The sequence below is a fragment of the Vibrio albus genome (assembly GCF_003144035.1).
In the GTDB taxonomy this organism is placed as follows: domain Bacteria; phylum Pseudomonadota; class Gammaproteobacteria; order Enterobacterales; family Vibrionaceae; genus Vibrio; species Vibrio albus.
Map to the genome: position 1 here is coordinate 98,955 of NZ_QFWT01000004.1, position 23,733 is coordinate 122,687.

Here is a 23,733-nt window from a genome sequence, read left to right on the forward strand (position 1 = left end):
ACGTCACTGCCTTTTTAGAATGATACTTATTAGGGCACGCCCTAATATGAGTTTTTTACTGGCCGGTACTTATCGGTATAAGTGCTTCTCAGTTTTCAGGCCAATATATAAGCTCCAGCACATCGCAATCAGGACAAAGGTAAATGGCAGCCCTGTGGTAATGGCTCCGGCCTGAAGTGCAGACAACGCATCAGCGCCCCCACCAAGCAGCAGAGCAATCGCGATCACACCTTCGGCTATTGCCCAGAATATTCTCTGTACCACAGGTACTTCCAGTTTGCCTCCGGCGGTAATGCTGTCAATAACCAGAGAACCCGAGTCAGAAGAGGTCACAAAGAACACCAGCACCAGCAGAATGGCAACCATAGAAAGCATGCCAGACATCGGCAGGTTATCAAACATCTGGAACATAGCCACAGAAACATCACTGATGCCGTTGGCTAATTCACCCACGCTTGAAGTTGCCTGGTCTAACGCCGTACCACCCATGATGCTCAGCCAGATAAGCGTGACGATAGTCGGAACCAGCAGTACTGCGGTAATAAATTCGCGAACGGTCCGTCCTTTTGATACGCGAGCGATAAACATACCCACAAATGGTGACCAGGATACCCACCATGCCCAGTAAAAGACCGTCCAGCCATGGAACCAGTCCGTATCTTCACGTCCTATCCAGGATGACAAAGATACAAAGTTTTCAGCGTAACCCGCGGTAATATCTCCAACGGTGTCAAAGATGCTGAGTGTCGGCCCAACCGCGACAATAATCGCCACCAGCCCCACGGCAACAAGCATATTAATATTACTGAGCAGTTTTACGCCCCCGTCCAGCCCGCGGACCACGGAAAATGTAGCAATTCCGGTTACGATGACAATGAAGGTGATTTGCGTAGACAGGCCGTTAGAAATACCGAACAGGTAATTTAACCCCCCGGCGGCCTGCTGGGCTCCAAAGCCTAACGATGTTGCCAGCCCGAAAATAGTCGCCAGCACTGCCAGAATATCAATAAAGTGCCCAATGCCTCCCCAGACTCGTTCACCAAAAATAGGGAAAAAAGCGGATCGGATGGTTAATGGTAACCCTTTATTATAGGTGAAAAAGGCCAAAGCCAAACCTACGACGGCATAAATCCCCCAGGGATGAAGCCCCCAGTGGTACATGGTGGCACTCAGCGCCATCTGTCTTGCTTCTTCTGTACGGGCTGACACATTCAGCGGCGTTCCATACCAGTCGGTGTAGTAAGCCACAGGTTCAGCCACACTCCAGAACATCAGGCCAATACCCATCCCGGCGGCAAATAACATACTGAACCACGACAGGAAAGAAAACTCCGGTTTTGCATCAACTCCGCCCAAACGAATTCTGCCGACAGGTGAAACCAGCAAAAATAAGCAAAAAACAATAAAAAGGTTACACCCTGCCATAAACAACCAGTCAAAATTATTAATTGACCAGTTCCGGGAAAGCGTAAAAACGTCTTTTGCACCTTCCGGGAAGCTTAATGTTAAAACAATGAACAATAAGATCAGCCCGGCGCTCACTCCGAATACCGGGTTGTGGATATCCATCCCCCAAAGCTTAACGTTATCCTGACCGGTACAATAATCCGTGTTGTACTTTATTTGGGTGACAGCAACGTCACCTTCTGAATAATCGAGTATGCTTTTCATTCGATCCCTCTTTACATTATCTGTTTAACAAATGTTTGTTTAACTAAGAGTTAGAAATACAAACTCATTCCGGTACTTCCTGTAATCCTGAATGAGCTCACGTCATCGGTGAATAACGCCTTCTTCAAGCAGCAGGTCGAACACTGCCTGAGCCATTTCACTCACCGGTTTATCTTTTAGTACGCGTCCTCCTGATGATTCTGTTTTGGCCGTAGCCGCCTTGAAGCGATCGGCGGCGCTTTTCGCCTTAACCACTTTCAGGCGTTTTAATTTTGGTTTTGCTTCTGTTTCTTCCCAGCTCTGCCGCACCTGATCAGGCACTGCTTCCCCAACCATGCGCGCTTCTATGTCACAGTGGCGTGCCCGGCCGTAAGCACTTTGCCGTGGAGCCTTTGCGGCCATATCGACACTGGCGACAAAGGGTAGCGTCACGCTAACGGCCCGGCGTTGCCCTCTGGGTAGCGCCTGAAGCACTTTGGCCCTGCCGTTTTCAATGGAAAGTATTTCAGCAATGCCCATTACAATCGGGCAATTCAGTCTCTGAGCCAGAAAGAAAGGCAGTAAGCCTGATGACTCACCGCTCTCTGAGCGCCCGCCGGTCAGCAGAATATCGGGCATGTTGTCCTGAAAATACTGCGTCAGGGTCACGACTGCATCGGCCTCCTCCGGCTGGCCTAACACCCGGATAGCGGGTAAGCCCATACCGGCGTAATAAGCCAGAGCCGGGTCTTCGGGGCTTCCGGCATGCACCACTTCCAGTGATCCGTTTTCCATTGCCAGCCCAAGCTCGACAGCACGGGCATCACTCATTGCCCTGCGCGGTCTTCCGGTATCAGGATGGGCCCCAACCGATACCAGAGCACTGATTTTCAATGCTTGTACATCATCGTTATGCGGCATCTTTCACTTCCTCCCGTTGATAGCGTTCCATCAGGCTGATTAACTCAGACAACAACTCATTGCTGTCGGCAATCACGCTAAGATCGGCGCGTTTCACCATGTCACAGCCAGGATCGGTATTCACTGCCACGACTTTTTCACAGGCACCAATCCCCTGCAGGTGCTGGATCGCACCGGAGATACCGACGGCTAAATAGAGACGAGCGCTAACCCAGCTACCGGTTGCCCCGACCTGCCGGTGTCTTGGCATAAACCCATCATCGACCGCCACACGGCTGGCCCCTTCAGTTGCGCCCAGTACGTCCGCGGCACGATGGAATTGTTCCCAGTCATGAATACCATTACCTGCCGAGAGTATGAATTCAGCTTCGGTAAGAGGTATGGACTGAGGATCCACTGCGATCTGTCCCAGATCGTCGATATGGTTCTCAGGTTCAACGGTGATATCAAGCTCAACCGGAGCCGCCTCATGCCGGGTTTCATCGATCGGAAGCGCACACTCCTCAGCCAGCAACAGCATTCTTGGTGTCTCACGCTTAATGTCATGCCGCCCGCCGGAAGCACGGCAAACCGTTTCTTCCGTCGTGACCTGCCAGGCCTGCGTCGCCGGCCGTTCATGCAGTTCCGCCGCAAGACGGGCACCGAGTTCAAACCCGCCGCTGATGCTGTCCGGGAACAGCCAGTGCTTCGGCGCAAAGCGATCATCAACTGCCTTAAGCATCTGCACTTTGTCTTCCGGACAGTAATCAGCAAAACGCTCATCAGGAATAGTCAGCAAACGGTCAACACCGGCCGTATCAAACTGGGTTTCTTTATGCGGACCAAAGATAATCGCCATGACGGCTCCTTCACCCTGCCCCTGATACTCCTTAACCAGTTTATGGGCCTGCCCTAAGATATCCCGGTCATGACTGGTGAGGCGTCCTCCGGACATATCAGGCACCACCGTAATATAGAAATCCGGTTCCGTTACCTGATGCAGCGGCAGGAGCACTTCCTGACGGGCAATCGTACGAGCCGATCCCGACAAGGAAGACACATTGCTGCCATTCAGTCTGTCGATACGTTTAATACCATTGGGACCGATAAACCCTTCCCGGTGAGGGTAGCGGCGGATCACTCCGCCAGGCCCACGCTCTTGTGTCGGTAGCGTCACCAGGCTGGCATGTTCCGGGTGCAGCCGGTTACGGAGGATCCATTCTGCGCGGCGATCGCGACGAATTATGATGTCATTCATTCCTTTCTCCCCCTACACGGTTTCCGGTTGTTTTTCCGGAGACCAGACATCCACACTGTCCGTACTTTCAGAAACGTCTATCAGTGCCTCAGCCACCAGCTCAGCAATATCTTTCACCTCTGGTCTTGGCTCTACGACCCCTTCGAGCATGGCGGTACACTGCTGACAACCAACGGCGACCAGTTCCGCCCCGGTTTCCCGGATGTCTTCCATTCTCATGTCAGCGATACGTTGTTCGCCCGGAATGTCACTGATCGGTGCGCCTCCACCACCGCCACAGCAGCGGGAGCGGAACCCGGAGCGTTCCATTTCAGAGATTTCAATGCCCAGTTGTTTCAGCAGAGAACGAGGCGATTCATACTCTCCGTTATAGCGGCCGAGGTAACAGGGATCATGGTAGGTTGCTTTGATGTCCTGATACGGACGCAGATGAATCAGACCTTTCTCAACCAGTTGATTGATAAATGTCGTGTGATGCCATACCTGATACCCGGGCTTTTCATCCGCTGGATAAAAGTCCGGGTATTCATTTTTAAGGCAGTGGAAGGCGTGTGGATCGGTTGTCACGATACAGTCAAACTCATACTTCGACAGCGTAGCGATATTGCGCTTTGCAAGACGCTGGAATGTCGCGTCATCACCTAACCGGCGTGCGACATCACCACTGTCGAGCTCTTCATCGCCAAGAATAGCCACATCCAGATTAGCCGCCTTCATCACTTTCACAAAGGCTTTCAGGATGCGCTGGCTACGCATGTCAAATGCGCCATCAGAGACCCAGAACAGTACATCAGCCCGTTTCACTTCCGACATCAGTTTCAGGTCCTGATCGACCGCCCAGTGAGAGCGTTTCTTCGGCGCATGTCCGTTAGGGTTGTCCGTAAATATCAGGTTCTCCAGCACCTCGACACCTTTTTCCGGTGTTTCGCCTTTCTCCAGAGTGAGGAAACGACGCATATCCACCACGGCATCCACATGCTCGATCATCATCGGACACTCTTCAACGCAGGCCCGGCAGGTCGTACATGACCACAAGGTGTCAGCATTCACGACACCACCGACGATAGGGTTATGAGCACCGCCGGAACCACACCCGACCTCTTTGCCTGGGTGCGGACTGCCGGCATAGCGTTTGTCCGTGCCGCCGGCAAGCCCGACCACCATGTCCTGAATCAGTTTTTTCGGGTTCAGCGGTTGCCCGGCAGCAAAGGCGGGACACACCGCCTCACACCGGCCACACTGAACACAGGCATCAAAACCGAGCAGCTGGTTCCATTTAAAGTCTTCCGGCTTCTCTACACCCAGTTTTGCTGCGGAAAGGTCCACCGGCTTCAGACCGGTTGAACGGCCTCCGCCAAACCGCTCTGGACGGCGGTGAAATGCCAGGTGTAACGAACCGGCAAAGGCGTGTTTCATCGGGCCACCCCAGCCCATGCCGAGGAACATTTCACCAATGCCCCAGATAATGCCGGCGATTAAGACAGCATTAACCACCCAGTTTAACGATCCCTCAGGAAGCAGACCGGATACCGGCAGGGTCATCAGGAAGAAGCTGACAGAAAAGACCAGCAAGCTCTTACGAAGCCTCATCCATGGTCCTTTGGACAATCTGGACGGAGGATTCATTCTACGGCGATATACGGATAGTGCTCCCACAAACATGAGAGCAAGTGACCCGAGCAGCAGCCAGGAGACGATGTCCGAAGTAACGCCAAACAGGTGTACAGTTAAAATAAGTACCACCGATAAGACAAATCCCCCCGCCGTCGCAACGTGCGTATTAGACATCACTTTATCGCGGGCCACTACATGGTGCAGGTCCACCAGATACCGACGGGGCATTGAAGCCAGACCAGACCAGAACGCTACTCGCTCTTTCTGGCCCCGACGCCACATTCGAATGCGTCGCCACATTCCAATGACCGTCAGCGCAATGGCGGTCATAAGCAGGATGGGAAGTAACTCCAGGTTCATACGCCCTCCTTATAAATCCTTGCACAAACGTAAGGCATCATAGATTGCAGCATGGGTATTACGCTGTGATACGCAGTCCCCCAGACGCCACAGGATCATCCCTTCTTTCTGCTCAGATAAAACAGGCTGTACCGCTGACGCAAACAAGGCTTCAGTATCAATCTGCCCTTTATTGACTGACTCGGCCTTTAGCTCGTAGTAGAGCGCTTCGTTAGGACGGGTGCCGTTTTCAATCACAACCTGATCAACCACCCGCTCCTCTTTCTGACCGGTGTACTCGTTCTCCAGTAACGCAATCAGGTTCTCACCTTCCCGGTACACTTTCTCCAGAGCCAGATCGGAGGTCATGATGACTTCTTTCTCATACAGGCTGCGGTAGTAAGTCGGGAAGGTAGTACCACCAATGCCGACACCCGGTTTGATATCATCCGTCACCAGCTCAACTTTGGCTCCTTTAGAGGTCAGATAATCTGCCGCTGACATGCCTGAGAATTCACAGATGGTATCGAATATCAGTACGTTCTTGCCCGGTTCCACGGTTCCGTTCAGGATGTCCCAGGTAGACACCACCAGCCCTTCTTCCGCGCCCCATTCAGGGTTCTGTTCAATAAACGGCGTTCCACCCGTGGCAAGAATACAGACATCCGGTTTCAGCTCCCGGATCATTCCGGCATCGGCTGCCATGCCTAGCTGAACATCAACCCCTAAACGGTTAATTTCCATTGCCAGCCAGCGGGTAATACCGGCCATTTGATCACGCTGTGGTGCTTTGGCCGCAATATTAATTTGTCCGCCCAGTTCTTCGGATTTCTCGATAAGCGTCACCTTATGGCCTCGCTCTGCGGCAACACGAGCCGCTTCCAGACCACCGGGACCACCGCCGATCACCACAACATTACGTACCGGACCTGTCGTTTTTTCGATGATATGAGGCATGCCCATATGCTCGCGGGAGGTGGCCGCATTCTGAATACACAGTACGTCCAGCCCCATATACTGACGGTCAATACAGTAGTTTGCCCCGACGCACTGACGGATTTGATCCGTCTGATTCAGTTTGATCTTGGTAATCAGGTGCGGGTCAGCAATATGCGCCCTTGTCATACCGACAAAGTCGACATAGCCGCCTTCCAGTATCCTCTTGGCCTGATTAGGATCTTTGATATTCTGCGCATGAATAACCGGAACCGACACCACCTCTTTAATGCCGGCGGCCAGGTGCAGGAAAGGCTCTGGCGGATAGCTCATGTTCGGGATGACGTTAGCCAGTGTATTGTGAGTATCACAGCCGGAGCCCACCACACCAAAGTAGTCGACCATGCCAGTGGCATCGTAGTACGCCGCGATCTCTTTCATATCATCGTGCGACAAGCCATCAGGGTGGAACTCATCACCGGTAATTCGCATACCCACCACAAAATCCGGGCCTACAGCTTCACGCACCGCTTTCAGCACTTCCATACCAAAGCGCATTCGGTTTTCAAAGCTCCCGCCCCACTGGTCGGTACGTTTGTTTACCCGAGGCGACCAGAACTGGTCAATCATATGCTGGTGTACGGCAGACAGTTCTACACCGTCCAGACCACCTTCTTTGGCGCGGACTGCCGCTTTGGCAAAATCCCCGACAATGCGCCAGATCTCTTCTTCCTCAATGGTTTTACAGGTGGCGCGGTGTACCGGCTCGCGAATACCGGATGGTGACATCAGGTTTGGCCAGTGCTCACCGTCCCAGCGTGAGCGACGCCCCATGTGGGTGATCTGGATCATGATCTTGCCGCCATGCTTATGCACCGCATCCGCCAGATTCTGGAAATGAGGAATGATTCTGTCGGTAGACAAATTAACTGAACTCCACCAGCTTTGAGGACTGTCGATAGATACGACACTGGAGCCGCCACAAATACAAAGGCCGCACCCGCCTTTGGCCTTCTCTTCGTAGTACTTAACGTATCGGTCGGTAGTCATACCGCCATCAGTCGCATACACCTCTGCATGCGCTGTACTGACAACCCGGTTACGGATGGTCGTTTTGTTAATCTTTAATGGTTGGAACAGAATATCAAACTGAGACATACTTCACCTCTGTACCAGTCTTACCCTTTTCAGGATAAGGACCGTCTTCCTTGACAATATTTATAATATTTTTAGCTTCGTGATTAAGGCGTCCTAAGACGCCACGGGAGCAACAGTAAACAGGCCATGCGAACAACCTTCCTCGGCAGCGCTTTGCACCTGAACAGCTTTGGTTTTAATGGAATTCCCCATGCTTTCCGCGATTTGATCCAGTGCGCCGGCAAACCATCCGGTAAACATGTATTCGACTTTACGGTTCACTTTCCCGTACTGATAAACGAAACATGAGTTATCTAAACGAACCTCAGCTTCGCCTTTCTCAATATCGAGGTACTCTATCGTGAACAGCCCCCAGCCACGCTGAGACAGACGTTTCATGTAGTGCTCAAAGATCTCCTCTCCTGCCAGACCATGTTCTTCCGCTTCTTTTTCACACCAGTAGTAAGCGGATTTATAGCCGGCTTTATAAAGAATCTCGGCGTAACGTTCCGCTCCGATTTCTTCTTCGATAGCCATATGGTTATTCACAAAAAAATGTCTTGGTACATAAAGCATCGGTAAGGCGTCGGTTGTCCATACGCCCGTTTCATCGTCCACCAAAATTGGCATTTCAGGTGCGTGTACACTCATGTTGAATACTCCCTTTCTATTCCTTTATATTCCGATTTGTTCTGTTTGAACGGGGCTACTCACCCCAGACATCGCCTAACACTCGTAACCAGTTTTCCCCCATGATTTTTCTGACCTGCGGTTCAGTAAAACCACGGCGCAGTAGCGCATCGGTAAGGTTAGGGAATTCACCCAGAGTACGGATGCCTTCCGGGTTAATGATTTCGCCGAAGTTAGTCAGACGACGGGCATAGCCTTTATCATGAGTGAGCCACTCAAAGAACGGCTGGCCGTGGCCTTGCGTAAAGTCGGTACCAATACCAATCTGATCTTCACCAACCAGATTGAAAATGTACTCAATGGCTTCGACATAGTCTTCGATGGTGGAATGAATCCCGTTTTTCAGGAACGGAGCGAACATCGTCACACCTACAAAACCACCGTGGTCGGCAATGAACTTAAGCTCTTCATCCGATTTATTTCGAGGGTGATCTTTCAGTCCGCTCGGCAGACAGTGGGAATAACACACCGGTTTTTCTGACGCGAGGATCACTTCCTTCGAGGTTTTTTCTCCGACATGAGAAAGGTCACACATAACGCCAACCCGGTTCATCTCGGCAACCACTTCATGTCCGAATCCGGATAGTCCGCCATCACGCTCATAACAGCCGGTTCCTACCAAGTTCTGAGTGTTGTAACACATCTGTACAACGCCCACGCCCAGGTCTTTGAATACCTCAACATAGCCAAGTTGATCCTCGAAGGCATTGGCGTTCTGGAACCCCATCATCACTCCGGTTTTGCCTTCTGCTTTGGCTCGTCGAATATCCTGTGTGGTATGAACTTTCGTCACTATATCGCTATTTGCTTCAATCAGGGCGTTCATCTCTACGATGTTGTTTACCGTACTCTGAAAGCCCTCCCATACGGAGACCGTACAGTTTGCGGCAGTCAGCCCACCCTTTCTCATATCCTCAAATAACGCTCTGTCCCATTTTGCGATAACCAATCCATCAATGACGATAGCGTCATCATGCAGTTCCTTTGCGTTCATTTTTACACCTGCTTCACTGATTATGACCTTGTGTCCAGAATAGGTATTACTGCTGCCTAAAAGTGTTCTGAAAACGTCATACCAATGACCTTTTGCGTACCCTTTCTTAATGCGTAAAGATAAAAAAACCGCTGCCTGAACAGCAGCGGTTTTTCTGGGGTATGCTCTAGTACTGCCTGACAGGCTACACCATCACAGAACCGTAGGTCGGTTCGCTCTGGGCTTCAAACAACACCTTGGATGAATGCAGAGAAGTGTCTTCAAATGGTTCCATATTCGCCGGAACTTGCGTCGAATTAACAAGATCGTTCAACTCTGTGGTTCGTTGCCCCAGACGCTCGGCGCGTGGAGAAAGCCCGATATGCACGCGATAACATTTACTGAAATGAGGAGAGGACACAAAGCCACACGCGGTCGCAATATCAATGATCGACATGGACGTTTGACGCAGCAATTGCCTTGCCCGGAATAGTCTCAGTTTCAGGTAATATTTCGATGGCGAGCACTGAAGGTACTTCTGAAATAAGCGCTCCAGCTGACGCCGGGATAACCCGACATACATCGCCAGCTCACCCAGTTCGATGGTTTCTTCGATATTGGCCTCCATCAGACTGATGGCTTCCACCAGCTTAGGCTGCGCGGTTCCAAGCACATGGCGTAACGGAATGCGCTGATAGTCACTCTCGCCCCGAACCCTGTCGCAAATGAACATGTCGGAAATGCTGGAAGCAAGCTCCCGGCCAAAGTCACGCTGAATCATGTTAATCATCATATCCAGTGGAACATAACCGCCACTGCTGGTCATTCGGTCCCGATCCACGACAAACAGGTGATTAGAACAATGTACTCTCGGGTGAGATTCCTGCAGTGAAGCAATACACTCCCAGTGGGCGCTGCACTGGTACCCGTCCATTACCCCGGCTTCGGCCAGCAGGTAAGGGCCGGTACACACGCCGCCTAAACGCACATGCTTACGGGCTAAGGACTGGATCCAGCTGATTTGCCGACCGGTATAACTGCGGGTAATGTTCACCCCTCCCACCACAATCAGGGTATCCAGCTTGGGAGCGGCACTCATCGACGTATCCGGCGCAAGCGTAATACCATCACTCGCCACGACAGATTCCCCGTTTTCGCTGATTGTGTACCAATCGTATAACTCCTTACCACTCAGTTGATTGGCCATCCTTAACGGGTCAACAGCAGAGGCAAGTGCCAGCATGGTAAAATTGTTTAATAACAGAAAACCGATACGGTTAACTTCCTTTTGAGCGTTTTGTGTATTGTTATTATTGAATGCGGTTTTTGAGGCTGACATCGCATACTCCATAATATAATAGTGGCGGAGACTTCCTTTTCAGCTAACCATATCGGGTTAGATATAAACGGCAGAGCAACATCTGTACCCTAAAATATCATGTTTGATCCCAGCTTCTGAATGTGTCGCAAATAGATACAAAAATGTCGTTTTTATTATCACTTTGATGTAGATCATGAAAACCATAGAAAAAATACATAAAAAAAAGAGCAGCAACAATTCTGTGAATAGTCCGCTCTTTTTGCACCAACAGCTGGCAACAGCACCAATAAGGCACGCTATGTCCGCATTCTTATGGCATCAGGCCGTATTAACACTCAATGGTGTTCACCGCCAACCCTCCTCGGGAGGTCTCTTTGTATTTATCCTGCATATCAAGCCCGGTTTCTCTCATGGTTCGGATAACTTTATCCAGAGAAATGAAATGCTGACCATCCCCCCGGAGCGCCATATTGGCAGCATTGATGGCTTTGACCGCAGCAATGGCATTACGCTCTATACAAGGTACCTGAACTAATCCGCCGACCGGATCGCAGGTCAGGCCCAGGTTATGTTCCAGCGCGATTTCCGCCGCATTTTCAACCTGTTCCGGTGTGCCGCCCAGCACTTCCGTCAACCCGGCTGCGGCCATGGCACTGGCAGAACCGACTTCTCCCTGACAACCGACTTCCGCACCTGAAATAGACGCATTTTTCTTACATAAGGTACCAATTGCCGTCGCCGCCAGGAAAAACCGGATAATATCTTTCGGCTTGGATTTGGGGTGAAAGCGCATGTGGTACATCAATACCGCCGGGATAATCCCTGCGGCACCATTGGTTGGCGCGGTAACCATTCGTCCGCCGGCGGCATTTTCTTCATTCACGGCAAGGGCAAACAGGTTAACCCAGTCCATGCCACTCAATGAGGAATAAATCACCGAATCACCTTCAGCATGAACCAGAGAACGGTAAAGCGATGCTGCCCGCCTTTTGACATTTAGCCCGCCGGGTAATATGCCTTCCTTCTCTATACCGCAGGCAATACACTCTTCCATCACCTGCCAAAGCTTATACAAACTGGATTTGATGCTGAGTTTACTACGCAGGGACTGCTCATTTTCCATCACCAGTTCACTGATCCTTAATTCATGTTGATGGCATAACCTCAGCAGCTCGGCCCCACTGTTAAAGTCGTAAGGGTATACTGGCTGATCATCACCAGATTCCTCATTGCCTACCATCGTGTCATCAACGACAAAGCCTCCCCCCACGGAGTAGTAGGTTTTCTCTGCCAGCAGCTTGTTTTCACTGCCATAAGCGGCCAGTGTCATGGCGTTCGGGTGATAAGGCAGAACCCGATCATCAAATGTCAGTTGTTCCACCCAGTCGAACTCAATGTTTTTCTTTTGCGCCAGCATCAGACTTCCGGTTTCACAGATGGCCTTGATAGCCGGCTCCACCACGTCAGGATCGATGGTATCGGGCTGATGTCCCATTAGCCCCATTAATACCGCTTTGTCGGTATTGTGTCCTGAGCCTGTCGCACTCAGAGAACCAAATAGCGTAATGTTGACAGATTCAACATCCATTAGCCGATTACTTTCACCTAGCTCAGTAACAAACTCACAGGCAGCTCTCATGGGGCCAACAGTATGAGAACTGGACGGGCCAATCCCAATTTTAAATAAATCAAAGACACTGATGCTCATAACAGCTCCTAGCAAAATCCATTTCACGTTCGTAGACTTGATTATTGGTAATTTGGCGTTGCCTGAAGTGTTCTAAAACGACATCTCCACCACTAATGTCGACTCGATAGCCAGTAAGAAGAAAAGGAGAGGAAAGAGGAAAAGATGTTATGTGTCGTCTAATGTGTAACAAGTTAATTGTGAGAATAATAACTGGTTCCCAAAACCATTATGAAGCTTGATTCACCTTCTGAGTGTAAAACTTGAAAACCATGTTTTTGATAAAGCTTTATATTGTGGCTTTCACATTGTAAATAGAGCTTTTTAATGCCTAGCTCTACAGCTTTATTTTTAGATTTTTCAATTAGACGATTTGAAATACCTTTACGTCTATGTTCTGGCGCAACAAAAACACCACCCAACCAATGAACATAATCAGGGTAATTTTTATTTTCGTTATACTTCAGCTCAGCTACACCAACAAGCTTATTATCTTCGCGGGCGATAATAGCCAAAGGAATTTGACTGCTGCTAACCGATTTTTTAGCAACATCTTCAAGTACCATTTCTTTTGAAACATTAGGAGCGTGACAAGCCCACTCATCGTAATACCATTGGGCAATCTGCTTTGCTTCATGCGGATAATCCGCGAGTAAAGTTATTTCCATATTTCCTCTTAACCACATAACGCCCAACTAAAGGGCAAAAGGATAGTGTTTGGCATGAGTGATATTAAGAGAAGGAAGAACGTAGTCCGCAATAAGATCTAGTGGATAGTGCTCGTCTTGTTGTTGATAGTTTCCTGATGTGATCAGAAAAATAAGCTGTAACTCAGGTATGATGAACATGTCTTGTCCACCAGCACCCCGCATCGCAGCGATCAATATTTTTTCATCACCTACTTTAATTAATGGAAACCACCAATTATGGCCATACTGAATCGTTCTATCCTTCCAAAACTGTCCTTTGGGTACTAAACACTCTTCCGCCCACTGTTCAGAAAAAACACGCTGACCATTCCAAAGCCCTTTATTCAAATAAAGTTGTCCTAGTTTGGCAAAGTCTCTAGACCTTAAATATAGTCCTGAGGAGCCTAAGAAGTCCCCAGTGACTTCATGAGGAAACCAATGGTAATTGACAATATTTAAAGGAGCGAAAAGCACTTCACTCGTGTAGGTTCTCAATTCCTTTCCTGTTACTCTTTCAACTAATCCTCCTAACAGCACACTCATCGCGCCTTGATAGACATATTTTTCACCCGGAGTATGAAGTACGTCCTTCTCAAAGATATATCTGTATGGATCGTCAGATAGCCACATGTTCATAGCGTCGCTATTTCTTTCATTCCATTCAGACCAATCAAGGCCACTATTGAAATCAAGAGCATGCTTTATAAGGATGTTTCTTTTTGAATCAAGATTTGGGACATCATCTTCCAGATAATAGTCGAATAGCGGTGTATCAATACTAGGGATGGCTTTTTGATAGAGTAGGCTGCCAATCAGGGTCGCTGTGACTGTCTTCGTTACAGACTTCATGTGATGAAATGTATCAGGTGCCGGTGGGTATGGATCGGGCATTGGGGTGCCATCTGATGAACTTCTATTCAAATAATATCGTTCGAAAACCAGCTTTCCATTTCGCGCTATTAACATGGATTGCACTTTTTTAGCTGAGTTTCGTTCTACATTTTTGTGCAACTTGATAAGTTCACTTGGGTTAAAACCTTCTCGCTCCGGAGAACTTACTTTCCAATCGCTTTGTGTCGCTTCTTGGGTCCAACGAAAAGGTTTCTTATTCAATACATTATTCTGATAAATATTTAACAATATAACCAATAAGGCAGTAATAATTACCCAGTTAACCTTATGCATTAATAGTCTATTTATTTTCATACTGCTGTCTAAGTTGGGCTCATTGAAGAGGCGAATACTTAACTATAACCTATTGATCAAACTATTTTCTCGAGGCACAACTCGTAAATATAAATCTGCACGCCCTAGGCAGTCGAGAGTAAGCAGACGCCTTCCAAGTGACGAATGCCCCTGTATGCCGCCCAGGCATCCACTCTGACTGCTACACCTTGTGGGTCTTCGCCATAAATGCCGGAATTTTGATCGCTGCCATCAATATTTTTAGAAATGTACTTGGCAATATTCAGGCTGAATATTGGCGGGGTTCTCTCTTTATAGGCAAAATTTATAACTAAGTTTTGCCCCTTTCCTTTTTACGACTCGTTTGGCTCTCGTTTTATTTGACTATAGTTTGACCAAGTTTAATTAATGAATTAGCTTCATTGAAGGTTTAAAGCAAGTAGAAGGCTGAATAGTGAAATAAACGATTTAAAGATCTCACAGATAATCTTGAATCTGGCAAAGTCTTTAAAAGAAATGGCAAGGTAGTATGTCGTTGTAGAAATTGCGGATATCTGCATGAAGCTGAGGGTGCTCCAAAAGTTTGCCCTGCGTGCCTACATCCACAGGCACATTTTGAGTTATTAGGAGAGAACTGGTAAAAATTAATTAGTAATGAAATTATGAGTTAATGTTACCAGAGAGTACGTAAAGTCCATCTGAAAAAGTAGGTGGATTTTTGTATCTGAGGTTATCTTCGCGTATTTCATGATGATGGTGTGATAAGTTTTCCTGTTTGGACTACAAACAATTGTCCTGATGGAACGGGTTGCCAGTTTTCTTTAGTTAATGGAACACTAGAAAAGAGCACAATCTCTTGAGAATTGTCTTCTACGTCATTGCATTGTCGAGTTAACCAATACATACCTGGAGGTTCAATTTTTCCATTATGCTGAATCCGTTTATTAGCAAAAGCATAAAGATAATTGCCATCGCTGTAGATAAAATTCGCTGGTCCTAACTTTTCAAGCTCAGTAAATACCTGCGCAATGGTGTTAATCCTTTGATCCAGAGTAGGAACGCTGTTATGCCATAATTCTTTTATAAACGACATTAAATAATAAAACGCGTATTCAGAATCTGTTTCTCCAACAGGCTTTTCTCCTGGAAATATAATTTCTTCCCATATATTTTTTAAGTCGCCATTATGAGCGAATACGTGACTGTGTCCTTGTAATTCATAGACAAATGGCTGGGTATTCCGAAGAGCTATTTCACCAACGGTTGCTTTGCGGATATGACAAATAGCACATTGAGTTTTGTTTTCGTAATTTTTAAGATATTTTAATCTCTGGCTGAATGCAGCTGCTTTAGACTCTTTGTGTATTAGGGCTGTAGTTCCTTCATATTCAGCAAGCCCCCATCCATCACTGTGATGTCCAGTTTTTCCTCCATGCTGACTAAATTTATGTAATGAAGTTGTAGGCGAGGTTTTTATTAGGCTGGATATGGCACATAGCTCACACATAACACACCTCTCGAATGTAACTGTTCTTATAAAAAATATGGCTGAATTTGGTGATATTTTCAAAGTTATGGGATGTGAATTGAGATGAAATTTATCTAGATAGTATGATTCTAAACTTAGGATTTCTAATCCGAATGAAACTTCTATTTGATGATTTATAAAACAGAAATGTCCAATTTTGTGTTACAGAAAGGATGAAACTGCGTGTGATAAAACATGACTTTTCTCTATTGTTATTGTAAATCATGGGAGATCGTTACTCTCCCATGGAAAGAACCCTAAAATGAGTTGACGTTTCAGTAGGTTCTCAATCGAGGTGGAGCCACAAATAAAAACTTAGTTGCTGAATACCACGGTACGGTTTCCGCTAAGAAATACACGCTTCTCAATGTGGTACCGGACGGCGTTAAAAAGCGTGATACGTTCAATATCCTGTCCCTTTGAGATCAGGCTTTGCGGATAATCCGTATGATTCACCGGTTGAATGCCCTGAGTAATAATAGGCCCTTCATCCAGATCGTTATTCACATAATGCGCCGTGGCTCCCACCATTTTTACCCCTTTTTCCCAAGCCTGATGGTAAGGTCTGGCTCCCTTAAAGCCCGGTAATAAGGAATGATGGATATTGATGGCTTTGCCATCCAGCGCCGAGCACATCTCTGGCGACAACACCTGCATATACCTCGCTAACACCACTAAATCAATGTGATATTCATCCAGCAATGCCAGGATCTGCGCCTCCTGCTGAGCCTTGGTTTCGGCCGTAATCGGCAGATGGTAATAAGGAATGCCATGCCACTGGGCCAAATGCTCCAGATCAGGATGATTGGAGATAATTACCGGCACTTCGATGTTCAGTTGCCCGGTCCGGTAGCGAAACAGCAGATCATTCAGGCAATGGTCAAACTTAGAGACCAGTATCGCGACTCTCTCTTTTTTCCATGGTGGCGTTAACGCCCAGTTCATCTCAAAAGGGGCAGCTCTGCTACTGAAATCACCATTGAACTGCTCCGGGGAGAAATCGTCCTTTTCCGGGATGAACTCAATGCGAATAAAAAACTGACTCTGTACATGATCATCAAAAGAATGGATTTCATTTATGTAGTTATGGGACTCGGCCATAAAACGGGTGACAACATCAACGGTTCCCAAAAGGCTGGGACAGGTCGCCGTAAAGATCCAAGAGTCTGAAGGGTTACTCATACTTTACTCCATAAAATAGCCGGGGAAATATCCCCGGCTATCGTTGCTATTTTTCAATGACCAAACCGTATTCTTTACCGGCATCCGCCAACCATCGCCATGCATAGTCTGCAAAGCTACGACGAACAATAAGCTGCCAGCGAGAGTCATCCACCCGACGGACTAATGCTGTGGTTTTTGCCAACACCGAAGTCACCACCTTCCCGACCGGAAAAGCACTCGAATGGACATCGACCGGTGTACTCTTTTTCAGCACATTCACCGCATCCGGACCACTCAGTTCCAGAATGGTCTGTCCGCCACTCTGGTTCACAATTGAGTAGTGACCAGACAGGCTCGCTCGCAACGCCACTTCCAGATCAAACGCCTTTTCGGCAGGTAAAATAATCAGCCATTCATCAGGACTCACCCAGGAAACACTCAGTTCGTTTGTCTCAGATGAGGTTAAAGGCTCTGTTGGTAACGGTACGCCAAGCACTTTTGATACCTCATTCACAAACTGCGGATTGTCGCTGTCTCCTCTCAGGATCATATGGCCCATCAACGCGACCTCTTTCAGAGTGACACTAGATATCGCCGCTCGGCTGACCGGAGCCTTATGACGTTCAAGTACCGGAGACTCTGCGGTTACTGTCGAATATTGATCCATAACCGCGACATTATTAGTCAACTCACTACCCATAGTAGAAGTGTGCTTTTCAGGAGTTAATACTTCAGACATTTTGACGGTCTCCTTTTGGATCAAAAAATACCGGACTGCAGATTTCAGCTTCAATTACCTGTCCGTTCGTCAGTGGATAAAACACTTTCTCACCCATTCGCTGCTGGCCGTTCCGGATATACCCCATCGCAATGCTCCGGTTCAGGTTAGCACTCCAGTAGCTGGAGCTGACATGCCCTAACATTGTCATCGGGATAGGTTGATTCGGATCATCTACCGCCTGAGCACCCTCGGGTAATACCACCTTAGGATCGACGGTTTTGAGCCCAACTAACTGTTTACGATCACTTTTCTGGTTGGCTTCGAGGGCCATCCCCCTTTTGCCGATGTAACTAAATGGTTTCGTCTTACCGACACACCAGCCCATACCCAGGTCAAACGGCGTCATCGAGCCATCCGTATCCTGTCCAGCGATGATGAAGCCTTTTTCTGCACGCAGGATATGCATAGTTTCCGTACCATAAGGGGTCAGGTTGTATTTTTTGCCGTGCTCAAAAATCTTATCCCAGACATATTGGCCATAGTTAGCCTGTACATTGATTTCAAACGACAGTTCACCAGTAAATGAAATCCGGAAAATCCGGGCTGGCACGCCTGCGACTTTCGCTTCCTTCCAGTCCATAAACTTAAAGCTGTCATTACTGAGATCGATGTCAGTCAACTCAGCCAGCAGTCGACGGCTATCGGGACCACCCAGAGTCATGGTCGCCCAATGATCCGTCACACTATTGAAGTACACTTCCAGCTCAGGCCACTCGGTCTGATGATAAAGCTCCAGCCACTCCAATACATGAGCCGCACCACCGGTAGTGGTCGTCATTAAGAAGTGATTCTCTCCCAAGCAAGAGGTAACCCCATCGTCAAAGACCATTCCGTCTTCGCCACACATTAGGCCATACCGGCACTTACCGACGGCAAGTTTGGCCCATGGGTTGGTATAGACACGTCCGATAAACTCACGCGCATCTTTACCCTGAATATCAATTTTACCCAGCGTCGATGCATCCAGAATACCGACACTTTCGCGAACCGCTTTACATTCACGGTCAAGAGATTCCTGCATTGTTTCATTGCCTTGCGGGTAATACCACGGGCGTTTCCACTGGCCGACATCCTCAAACTTCGCGCCCTGAGCAACATGCCATTCGTGCATCGCGGTATAACGTTCCGGATCAAACAGCTCGTCACAGTTTCGCCCTGCTATGGCACCAAATGTCACAGGTGTATAGTTTGGCCGGAAGATGGTCGTTCCGGTTTCAGGGATGCTTTTACCCAGCTTTTTCGCCGTAATCGCCATTCCGTTGATATTACCCAGTTTGCCCTGATCGGTACCAAAGCCCATGGCGGTATAACGTTTCACGTGCTCTATCGACTCAAAGCCTTCACGGGTCGCCAGTTCAATGGCAGAAGCCGTCACATCATTCTGATAATCAACAAACTGCTTGGGGGCGCGTGATGTCGGTTTAACATGCGGAATATGGAATAATGCCATTGCCGGACTTGTTTTGCGCTCTGCCGCATCCGGGCACACCACATTACCTGCGCTCAGACCAAGCATCTCCACCGCTTTCAGGCCGACCATATGCGCGTCTTTCAGAACCGATTTCAGTGTCTGCAATCCGTTAATCGAGCCTGCAGTCAGTTGTTTCTGTACCGTTTCACCCGGAATAAATCCGATAGCCTCATCACTCCAGACCGGACGACTGCCGGTGTGGCAGGACAGGTGAACCGCCGGACTCCAGCCACCGGAACTGGCAATGGTGTCACATTTGATCGTGCGTACATGCCCCGTCACGCTGTCGCCCGTGGTATCCAGCTCAGCCACAACAGCACCGGATACCCGTTTGGAACCTTTCACATCAATAACTGCGCTTTTGGTCAGAACCTCAATACCCAGCGCACGAGCCTGTTCCACAAGCTCACCGTCAGGGTTGGCACGCGTGTCGGCAATGGCGGCCACTTTCCGTCCAGAGTTCAGCCAGTCTATGGCCGTCTGATACGCATCGTCATTAGTTGTCATCAGCACCAGATTCTTACCCGGTGCAACACTGTAACGATTAATATAGGTCGACACGGCCGATGCCAGCATACATCCGGGAACATCATTATTCGCGTAAACCAGAGGACGTTCATGCGCCCCTGTTGCCAGAATCACCCACTTAGCCCGGACACGGTGCATCCGCTGACGAATCTGATCTTCTCCGGCTCTGTCCACCAGATGATCGGTTAGCCGCTGATGAATGGTCAGGAAATTATGGTCATGATAGCCATTCACGGTAGAGCGATTCAGCAACATAACATTCTCACAGACAGACAGTTCTGCCACGACGTTATCCACCCATTCTGCCGCAGGTTTGTTATCAATAACTTCATGGGCAGACAGCAGACTGCCACCCAGTTCGTTCTGCTCGTCCGCGATGATCACTCTGGCTCCGGAGCGGGCTGCAATCAGAGCGCTCATCAAACCTGCCGGGCCAGCCCCCACGACTAAAAGATCGCAATGCTGGTTCATGTGATCGTAGATATCAGGATCATTTTCCAACGGTGAACGACCCAGACCCGCCGCTTTACGAATGAATTTTTCATAAGTCGGCCACATTTTTGCCGGTGACATGAAGGTCTTGTAATAAAAACCCGGAGGCATCATCTTTCCACCGACTTTGCCCACGACACTCATGACGTCTTTTTCTACTGTTGGCCAGCCGTTGGTGGAAGAACAAACCAACCCATCATACAGCTCCTGCTGGGTCGCCCGTACATTCGGTACTTGCGTGGCTTCTGTTGCCCCTACCTGTAAGATCGCATTTGGCTCTTCCGCCCCGGCAGCAATAATGCCTCTTGGACGACTGTATTTAAAGCTTCGGCCGACAACATCAATGCCATTAGCAAGCAGGGCTGAAGCAACGGTATCCCCCTGATAACCCTGGTACTGCTTTCCGTTAAAAGTAAATGTCAGGGGTTGGGAACGGTCAACTCGTCCCCCTGATGATAAGCGATTTTTCTGCTTCATAGTTCCGCTCCTTGCACCGAACTTGTTACATCCTGTGGCTTCTCGCCCATTTTGTAGACCCGCTTAATTTCGTAAGTCGCGGTATTGCGGGTCACATTGAAGAATTTCCTGCATCCGGCTGAGTGGTACCACATTTCCTCATGCAGCCCTTTCGGGTTCTTTCTGTAATACAGAAATTCCCCCCATTCCTTATCACTGCAGTTGTCAGGATCAACCGGACGGGCTATATGTGCCTGACCTTGTGCATGAAACTCTTCTTCTTCCCTCATTTCCTGACAATACGGGCAATAAATATGAAACATAATGCTCTCCTTTGCTTAGTGGGCAACGCCTGCGGCACCATGTTCATCAACCAGAGCACCATCATGAAAACGAAACATCGAGAATGGTTTAGCTAACGCACTCGCTTCTCCATGTGCCAGTGTCTCAGCAAACACATGTCCTGACCCCGGGGTTGCTTTAAACCCACCGGTTCCCCATCCACAGTTGAAGAATAAATTCTCCACCGGTGTGGCGGAAATGATCGGGCTGGTATCACGGGTCGTATCGACAATGCCGCCCCACTGACGGTTCATTCTTACCCGACTGAATATCGGGAACAGCTCCACGATAGCCTGAAGCGTATGTTCGATAGTGGCGTAAGAGCCTCGCTGACCGTATCCGTTGTAACCATCAATGCCGGCACCAATGACCAAATCCCCTTTGTCAGACTGACTCACATAACCGTGTACGTGATTCGACATGACCACCGTGTCCAGGATCGGTTTAATCGGTTCGGATACCAGAGCCTGAAGCGGATGAGATTCCAGTGGCAGTTCAAAACCGGCCATTTTAGCCATAACACCTGAGTGCCCCGCCGTGACACACCCCACTCGGTCGGCCTTGATGACACCGTATTTATCGGTTTTCACCCCAACAATCGCACCGTCCTCTATCTCCATGCCGACCACTTCCGCCTGCTGGATCAAATCGACACCGTAGCTGTCTGCTCCGCGGGCAAAGCCCCATGCCACCGCATCGTGCCTGGCTACACCAGCCCGAGGCTGCCATGAAGCGCCAAGTACCGGATAACGGCGATTGGCCGAGCAATCCATATGAGGAACAATTTCCTTCACCTGCTGGGCATCCAGCACTTCGCCATCAATCCCGTTCAAACGGTTTGCATTCACCCTCCGTTCGATATCCCGCATATCCTGCAGGGTGTGGCCTAAGTTAAGGCAGCCACGTTGCGAGAACATCACGTTGTAGTTCAGATCCTGCGACAGACCTTCCCACAGTTTCATCGAGTGCTCATACAGATGAGCCGCCTCATCCCATAGATAGTTTGAACGCACGATGGTGGTATTTCGTGCGGTGTTACCACCACCAAGGTACCCTTTTTCAATCACAGCAACATTGGTGATGCCATGTACTTTAGCCAGGTAGTAGGCGGTCGCCAGACCATGACCGCCACCGCCAATAATGATCACATCGTACTTTTTCTTTGGCTTTGGATTGCGCCAAACTTTTTGCCAGTTTTCGTGATATTCGAGGCTATGTTTTAACAGACCGAATCCTGAATAACGCTCCATAATATTTTGCTCCCGGACTTTCCTTATCAAGGTTTAGCTATACACTGGAAACTCAGCACATAGGGCAAGAACCTGCGATTTTACTTCTTCTGTTTTCTCTGCCAGCTTTTCCTGATCGTCGAGAACATCTAAGATATCGGCGATCCACCCGGCAAGAAGGGTACACTCTGCTTCCTTAAAGCCACGGGTCGTGACGACCGGTGATCCGATACGCAGTCCTGAGGTCACAAAAGGTGACTGAGGATCATTCGGTACGGCATTTTTGTTCACGGTAATATTCGCCTTACCCAGTGCTGCATCGGCCGCTTTACCCGTCAGTCCCTGCTTCACCAGGCTCAGCAAAAACAGGTGGTTGTCTGTCCCTTCGGACACAATGTCATAGCCCCGGCTGCTAAGTACTTCTGCCATCACCTGGGCGTTAATCAATACCTGCTCCTGATATTCCTTGAATGAAGGTTGTAGTGCTTCCTGAAAGGCAATCGCTTTTGCGGCAATGGTGTGCATCAGTGGGCCACCCTGTCCGCCGGGGAATACTGCCGAATTCAGTTTCTTCTCTAGCTCTGGATTCTGCTGAGCCAGGATCAGTCCGCCACGAGGTCCGCGCAGCGTTTTATGGGTAGTGGTAGTCACCACGTCCGCCCATGGAACCGGGTTAGGGTAAAGCCCTGCCGCCACTAATCCCGCGACGTGTGCCATATCAACAAACAGGTAAGCATCGACGCGATCCGCAATTTCGCGAAAACGTGACCAGTCCATTTTTCGGGAATAGGCAGAGAAGCCGGCTACGATCACTTTAGGACGATGTTCAAGTGCCAGACGCTCAATCTGTTCGTAGTCGACTTCTTCTGTTTCTGGGTTAAGTCCATACTGGACTGAGTGGTACAACTTGCCGGAAAAGCTGACTTTCGCGCCGTGCGTTAAGTGCCCGCCATGATCCAGGCTCATGCCTAAAATGGTGTCTCCCGGCTCACATAACGCCGCATATACAGCGGCATTGGCCTGCGAACCTGAGTGAGGCTGCACATTCGCGTAATCTGCGTAAAAAAGACGACATGCGCGTTCAATGGCCAGCTTTTCAACCTGATCGACGTACTCACAGCCTCCGTAATAACGCTTCTCCGGATAACCTTCAGCGTACTTATTCGTTAAGACTGAGCCCTGAGCTTCCATTACTCTCGGGCTGGTATAGTTTTCTGATGCAATCAGTTCAATGTGCTCTTCCTGACGCTTCGCTTCGAGTTGCATCGCCGCCCAGATAACATCATCGAAACCTGCAATCGAATCATTTTTTGTAAACATCGCTTCTCTCCTTGCTGACCTTGTCCTACAGGGCCTTTCTTCC

18 protein-coding genes and 1 pseudogene are annotated in these 23,733 nt (G+C 48.9%); 1 reads left to right on the plus strand and 18 read right to left on the minus strand.

The window, feature by feature from the left end; translation table 11 throughout:
* Positions 1-69: 69 nt before the first annotated feature.
* The 11 genes from DI392_RS08810 to DI392_RS08860 all read right to left on the minus strand — a co-directional run bounded on the left by DI392_RS08810 (position 70) and on the right by DI392_RS08860 (position 14,400).
* A complete protein-coding gene (locus DI392_RS08810) occupies positions 70-1,671 on the minus strand; it encodes a BCCT family transporter (RefSeq protein WP_109319549.1) in 1,602 nt (533 codons plus the stop codon).
* 102 nt (positions 1,672-1,773) lie between these two features.
* Positions 1,774-2,571, minus strand: a complete 798-nt coding sequence (gene etfB, locus DI392_RS08815) for an electron transfer flavoprotein subunit beta (RefSeq protein ID WP_109319550.1) — start codon at positions 2,569-2,571, stop codon at positions 1,774-1,776.
* Positions 2,561-3,808, minus strand: coding sequence for an electron transfer flavoprotein subunit alpha (gene etfA / locus DI392_RS08820; RefSeq protein ID WP_109319551.1), 1,248 nt, complete (start codon positions 3,806-3,808; stop codon positions 2,561-2,563). The genes etfB and etfA overlap by 11 nt, the downstream gene beginning before the upstream one ends.
* A 12-nt stretch (positions 3,809-3,820) precedes the next feature.
* Complete coding sequence (locus DI392_RS08825; protein ID WP_109319552.1) at positions 3,821-5,782, minus strand: (Fe-S)-binding protein; 1,962 nt, start codon at positions 5,780-5,782, stop codon at positions 3,821-3,823.
* Positions 5,783-5,791: 9 nt separating this feature from the next.
* Positions 5,792-7,855, minus strand: coding sequence for a dimethylglycine demethylation protein DgcA (dgcA, locus tag DI392_RS08830; protein WP_109319553.1), 2,064 nt, complete (start codon positions 7,853-7,855; stop codon positions 5,792-5,794).
* A 93-nt stretch (positions 7,856-7,948) separates the two neighbouring features.
* Positions 7,949-8,485, minus strand: a complete 537-nt coding sequence (locus tag DI392_RS08835) for a DUF5943 domain-containing protein (protein WP_109319554.1) — start codon at positions 8,483-8,485, stop codon at positions 7,949-7,951.
* A gap of 55 nt (positions 8,486-8,540) precedes the next feature.
* Positions 8,541-9,518, minus strand: coding sequence for a dipeptidase (locus DI392_RS08840; RefSeq protein WP_109319555.1), 978 nt, complete (start codon positions 9,516-9,518; stop codon positions 8,541-8,543).
* 184 nt (positions 9,519-9,702) lie between these two features.
* Positions 9,703-10,836: a choline metabolism transcriptional regulator GbdR gene (gbdR, locus tag DI392_RS08845; protein WP_219930892.1), complete on the minus strand. Its 1,134-nt coding sequence runs from the start codon at positions 10,834-10,836 to the stop codon at positions 9,703-9,705.
* Between the two features lie 310 nt (positions 10,837-11,146).
* The gene (locus DI392_RS08850) at positions 11,147-12,526 is read right to left on the minus strand and encodes an L-serine ammonia-lyase (RefSeq protein WP_109319557.1); all 1,380 of its coding nucleotides are present in this window, start codon (positions 12,524-12,526) and stop codon (positions 11,147-11,149) included.
* A gap of 173 nt (positions 12,527-12,699) precedes the next feature.
* Entirely contained in the window at positions 12,700-13,173 is a 474-nt protein-coding gene (locus tag DI392_RS08855) for a GNAT family N-acetyltransferase (protein WP_109319558.1), read from the minus strand.
* Between the two features lie 27 nt (positions 13,174-13,200).
* Positions 13,201-14,400: a serine hydrolase domain-containing protein gene (locus DI392_RS08860; protein WP_109319559.1), complete on the minus strand. Its 1,200-nt coding sequence runs from the start codon at positions 14,398-14,400 to the stop codon at positions 13,201-13,203.
* A 524-nt stretch (positions 14,401-14,924) separates the two neighbouring features.
* On the opposite strand from DI392_RS08860, the pseudogene DI392_RS20015 reads away from it, so the two are divergent.
* Positions 14,925-15,020, plus strand: a pseudogene (locus tag DI392_RS20015) (rubredoxin-like domain-containing protein); the annotation flags it as partial.
* A gap of 104 nt (positions 15,021-15,124) precedes the next feature.
* Here the strand turns inward: DI392_RS20015 and DI392_RS08870 are convergent.
* The 7 genes from DI392_RS08870 to glyA all read right to left on the minus strand — a co-directional run bounded on the left by DI392_RS08870 (position 15,125) and on the right by glyA (position 23,690).
* Complete coding sequence (locus DI392_RS08870) at positions 15,125-15,886, minus strand: class II glutamine amidotransferase (RefSeq protein WP_109319560.1); 762 nt, start codon at positions 15,884-15,886, stop codon at positions 15,125-15,127.
* A gap of 336 nt (positions 15,887-16,222) precedes the next feature.
* The gene (gene purU, locus DI392_RS08875; protein WP_109319561.1) at positions 16,223-17,089 is read right to left on the minus strand and encodes a formyltetrahydrofolate deformylase; all 867 of its coding nucleotides are present in this window, start codon (positions 17,087-17,089) and stop codon (positions 16,223-16,225) included.
* Between the two features lie 46 nt (positions 17,090-17,135).
* On the minus strand, positions 17,136-17,810 hold the full coding sequence (locus DI392_RS08880) for a sarcosine oxidase subunit gamma (protein ID WP_109319562.1): 675 nt from the start codon (positions 17,808-17,810) through the stop codon (positions 17,136-17,138).
* Positions 17,803-20,820 (minus strand): sarcosine oxidase subunit alpha, encoded by a 3,018-nt coding sequence (locus DI392_RS08885; RefSeq protein WP_109319563.1) that lies wholly within the window; start codon positions 20,818-20,820, stop codon positions 17,803-17,805. The genes DI392_RS08880 and DI392_RS08885 overlap by 8 nt, the downstream gene beginning before the upstream one ends.
* On the minus strand, positions 20,817-21,122 hold the full coding sequence (locus DI392_RS08890) for a sarcosine oxidase subunit delta (protein WP_109319564.1): 306 nt from the start codon (positions 21,120-21,122) through the stop codon (positions 20,817-20,819). Before DI392_RS08890 ends, DI392_RS08885 begins: the two co-directional genes overlap by 4 nt.
* A 15-nt stretch (positions 21,123-21,137) precedes the next feature.
* Positions 21,138-22,391: a sarcosine oxidase subunit beta family protein gene (locus tag DI392_RS08895; RefSeq protein WP_109319565.1), complete on the minus strand. Its 1,254-nt coding sequence runs from the start codon at positions 22,389-22,391 to the stop codon at positions 21,138-21,140.
* Positions 22,392-22,424: 33 nt separating this feature from the next.
* Entirely contained in the window at positions 22,425-23,690 is a 1,266-nt protein-coding gene (glyA, locus tag DI392_RS08900; RefSeq protein ID WP_109319566.1) for a serine hydroxymethyltransferase, read from the minus strand.
* Between the last annotated feature and the right edge of the window lie 43 nt (positions 23,691-23,733).

What these genes read in the sequence shown, in the direction of transcription:
- etfB (WP_109319550.1), bottom strand. Translation starts at nt 2,571, where the DNA reads ATGCCGCATAACGATGATGTACAAGCATTGAAAATCAGTGCTCTGGTA.
- DI392_RS08895 (WP_109319565.1), bottom strand. Translation starts at nt 22,391, where the DNA reads ATGGAGCGTTATTCAGGATTCGGTCTGTTAAAACATAGCCTCGAATAT.
- DI392_RS08855 (WP_109319558.1), bottom strand. Translation starts at nt 13,173, where the DNA reads ATGGAAATAACTTTACTCGCGGATTATCCGCATGAAGCAAAGCAGATT.
- DI392_RS08885 (WP_109319563.1), bottom strand. Translation starts at nt 20,820, where the DNA reads ATGAAGCAGAAAAATCGCTTATCATCAGGGGGACGAGTTGACCGTTCC.
- DI392_RS08835 (WP_109319554.1), bottom strand. Translation starts at nt 8,485, where the DNA reads ATGAGTGTACACGCACCTGAAATGCCAATTTTGGTGGACGATGAAACG.
- gbdR (WP_219930892.1), bottom strand. Translation starts at nt 10,836, where the DNA reads ATGTCAGCCTCAAAAACCGCATTCAATAATAACAATACACAAAACGCT.
- dgcA (WP_109319553.1), bottom strand. Translation starts at nt 7,855, where the DNA reads ATGTCTCAGTTTGATATTCTGTTCCAACCATTAAAGATTAACAAAACG.
- purU (WP_109319561.1), bottom strand. Translation starts at nt 17,089, where the DNA reads ATGAGTAACCCTTCAGACTCTTGGATCTTTACGGCGACCTGTCCCAGC.
- DI392_RS08880 (WP_109319562.1), bottom strand. Translation starts at nt 17,810, where the DNA reads ATGTCTGAAGTATTAACTCCTGAAAAGCACACTTCTACTATGGGTAGT.
- DI392_RS08870 (WP_109319560.1), bottom strand. Translation starts at nt 15,886, where the DNA reads ATGTGTGAGCTATGTGCCATATCCAGCCTAATAAAAACCTCGCCTACA.
- glyA (WP_109319566.1), bottom strand. Translation starts at nt 23,690, where the DNA reads ATGTTTACAAAAAATGATTCGATTGCAGGTTTCGATGATGTTATCTGG.
- DI392_RS08860 (WP_109319559.1), bottom strand. Translation starts at nt 14,400, where the DNA reads ATGAAAATAAATAGACTATTAATGCATAAGGTTAACTGGGTAATTATT.
- DI392_RS08840 (WP_109319555.1), bottom strand. Translation starts at nt 9,518, where the DNA reads ATGAACGCAAAGGAACTGCATGATGACGCTATCGTCATTGATGGATTG.
- DI392_RS08890 (WP_109319564.1), bottom strand. Translation starts at nt 21,122, where the DNA reads ATGTTTCATATTTATTGCCCGTATTGTCAGGAAATGAGGGAAGAAGAA.
- DI392_RS08825 (WP_109319552.1), bottom strand. Translation starts at nt 5,782, where the DNA reads ATGAACCTGGAGTTACTTCCCATCCTGCTTATGACCGCCATTGCGCTG.
- DI392_RS08850 (WP_109319557.1), bottom strand. Translation starts at nt 12,526, where the DNA reads ATGAGCATCAGTGTCTTTGATTTATTTAAAATTGGGATTGGCCCGTCC.
- etfA (WP_109319551.1), bottom strand. Translation starts at nt 3,808, where the DNA reads ATGAATGACATCATAATTCGTCGCGATCGCCGCGCAGAATGGATCCTC.
- DI392_RS08810 (WP_109319549.1), bottom strand. Translation starts at nt 1,671, where the DNA reads ATGAAAAGCATACTCGATTATTCAGAAGGTGACGTTGCTGTCACCCAA.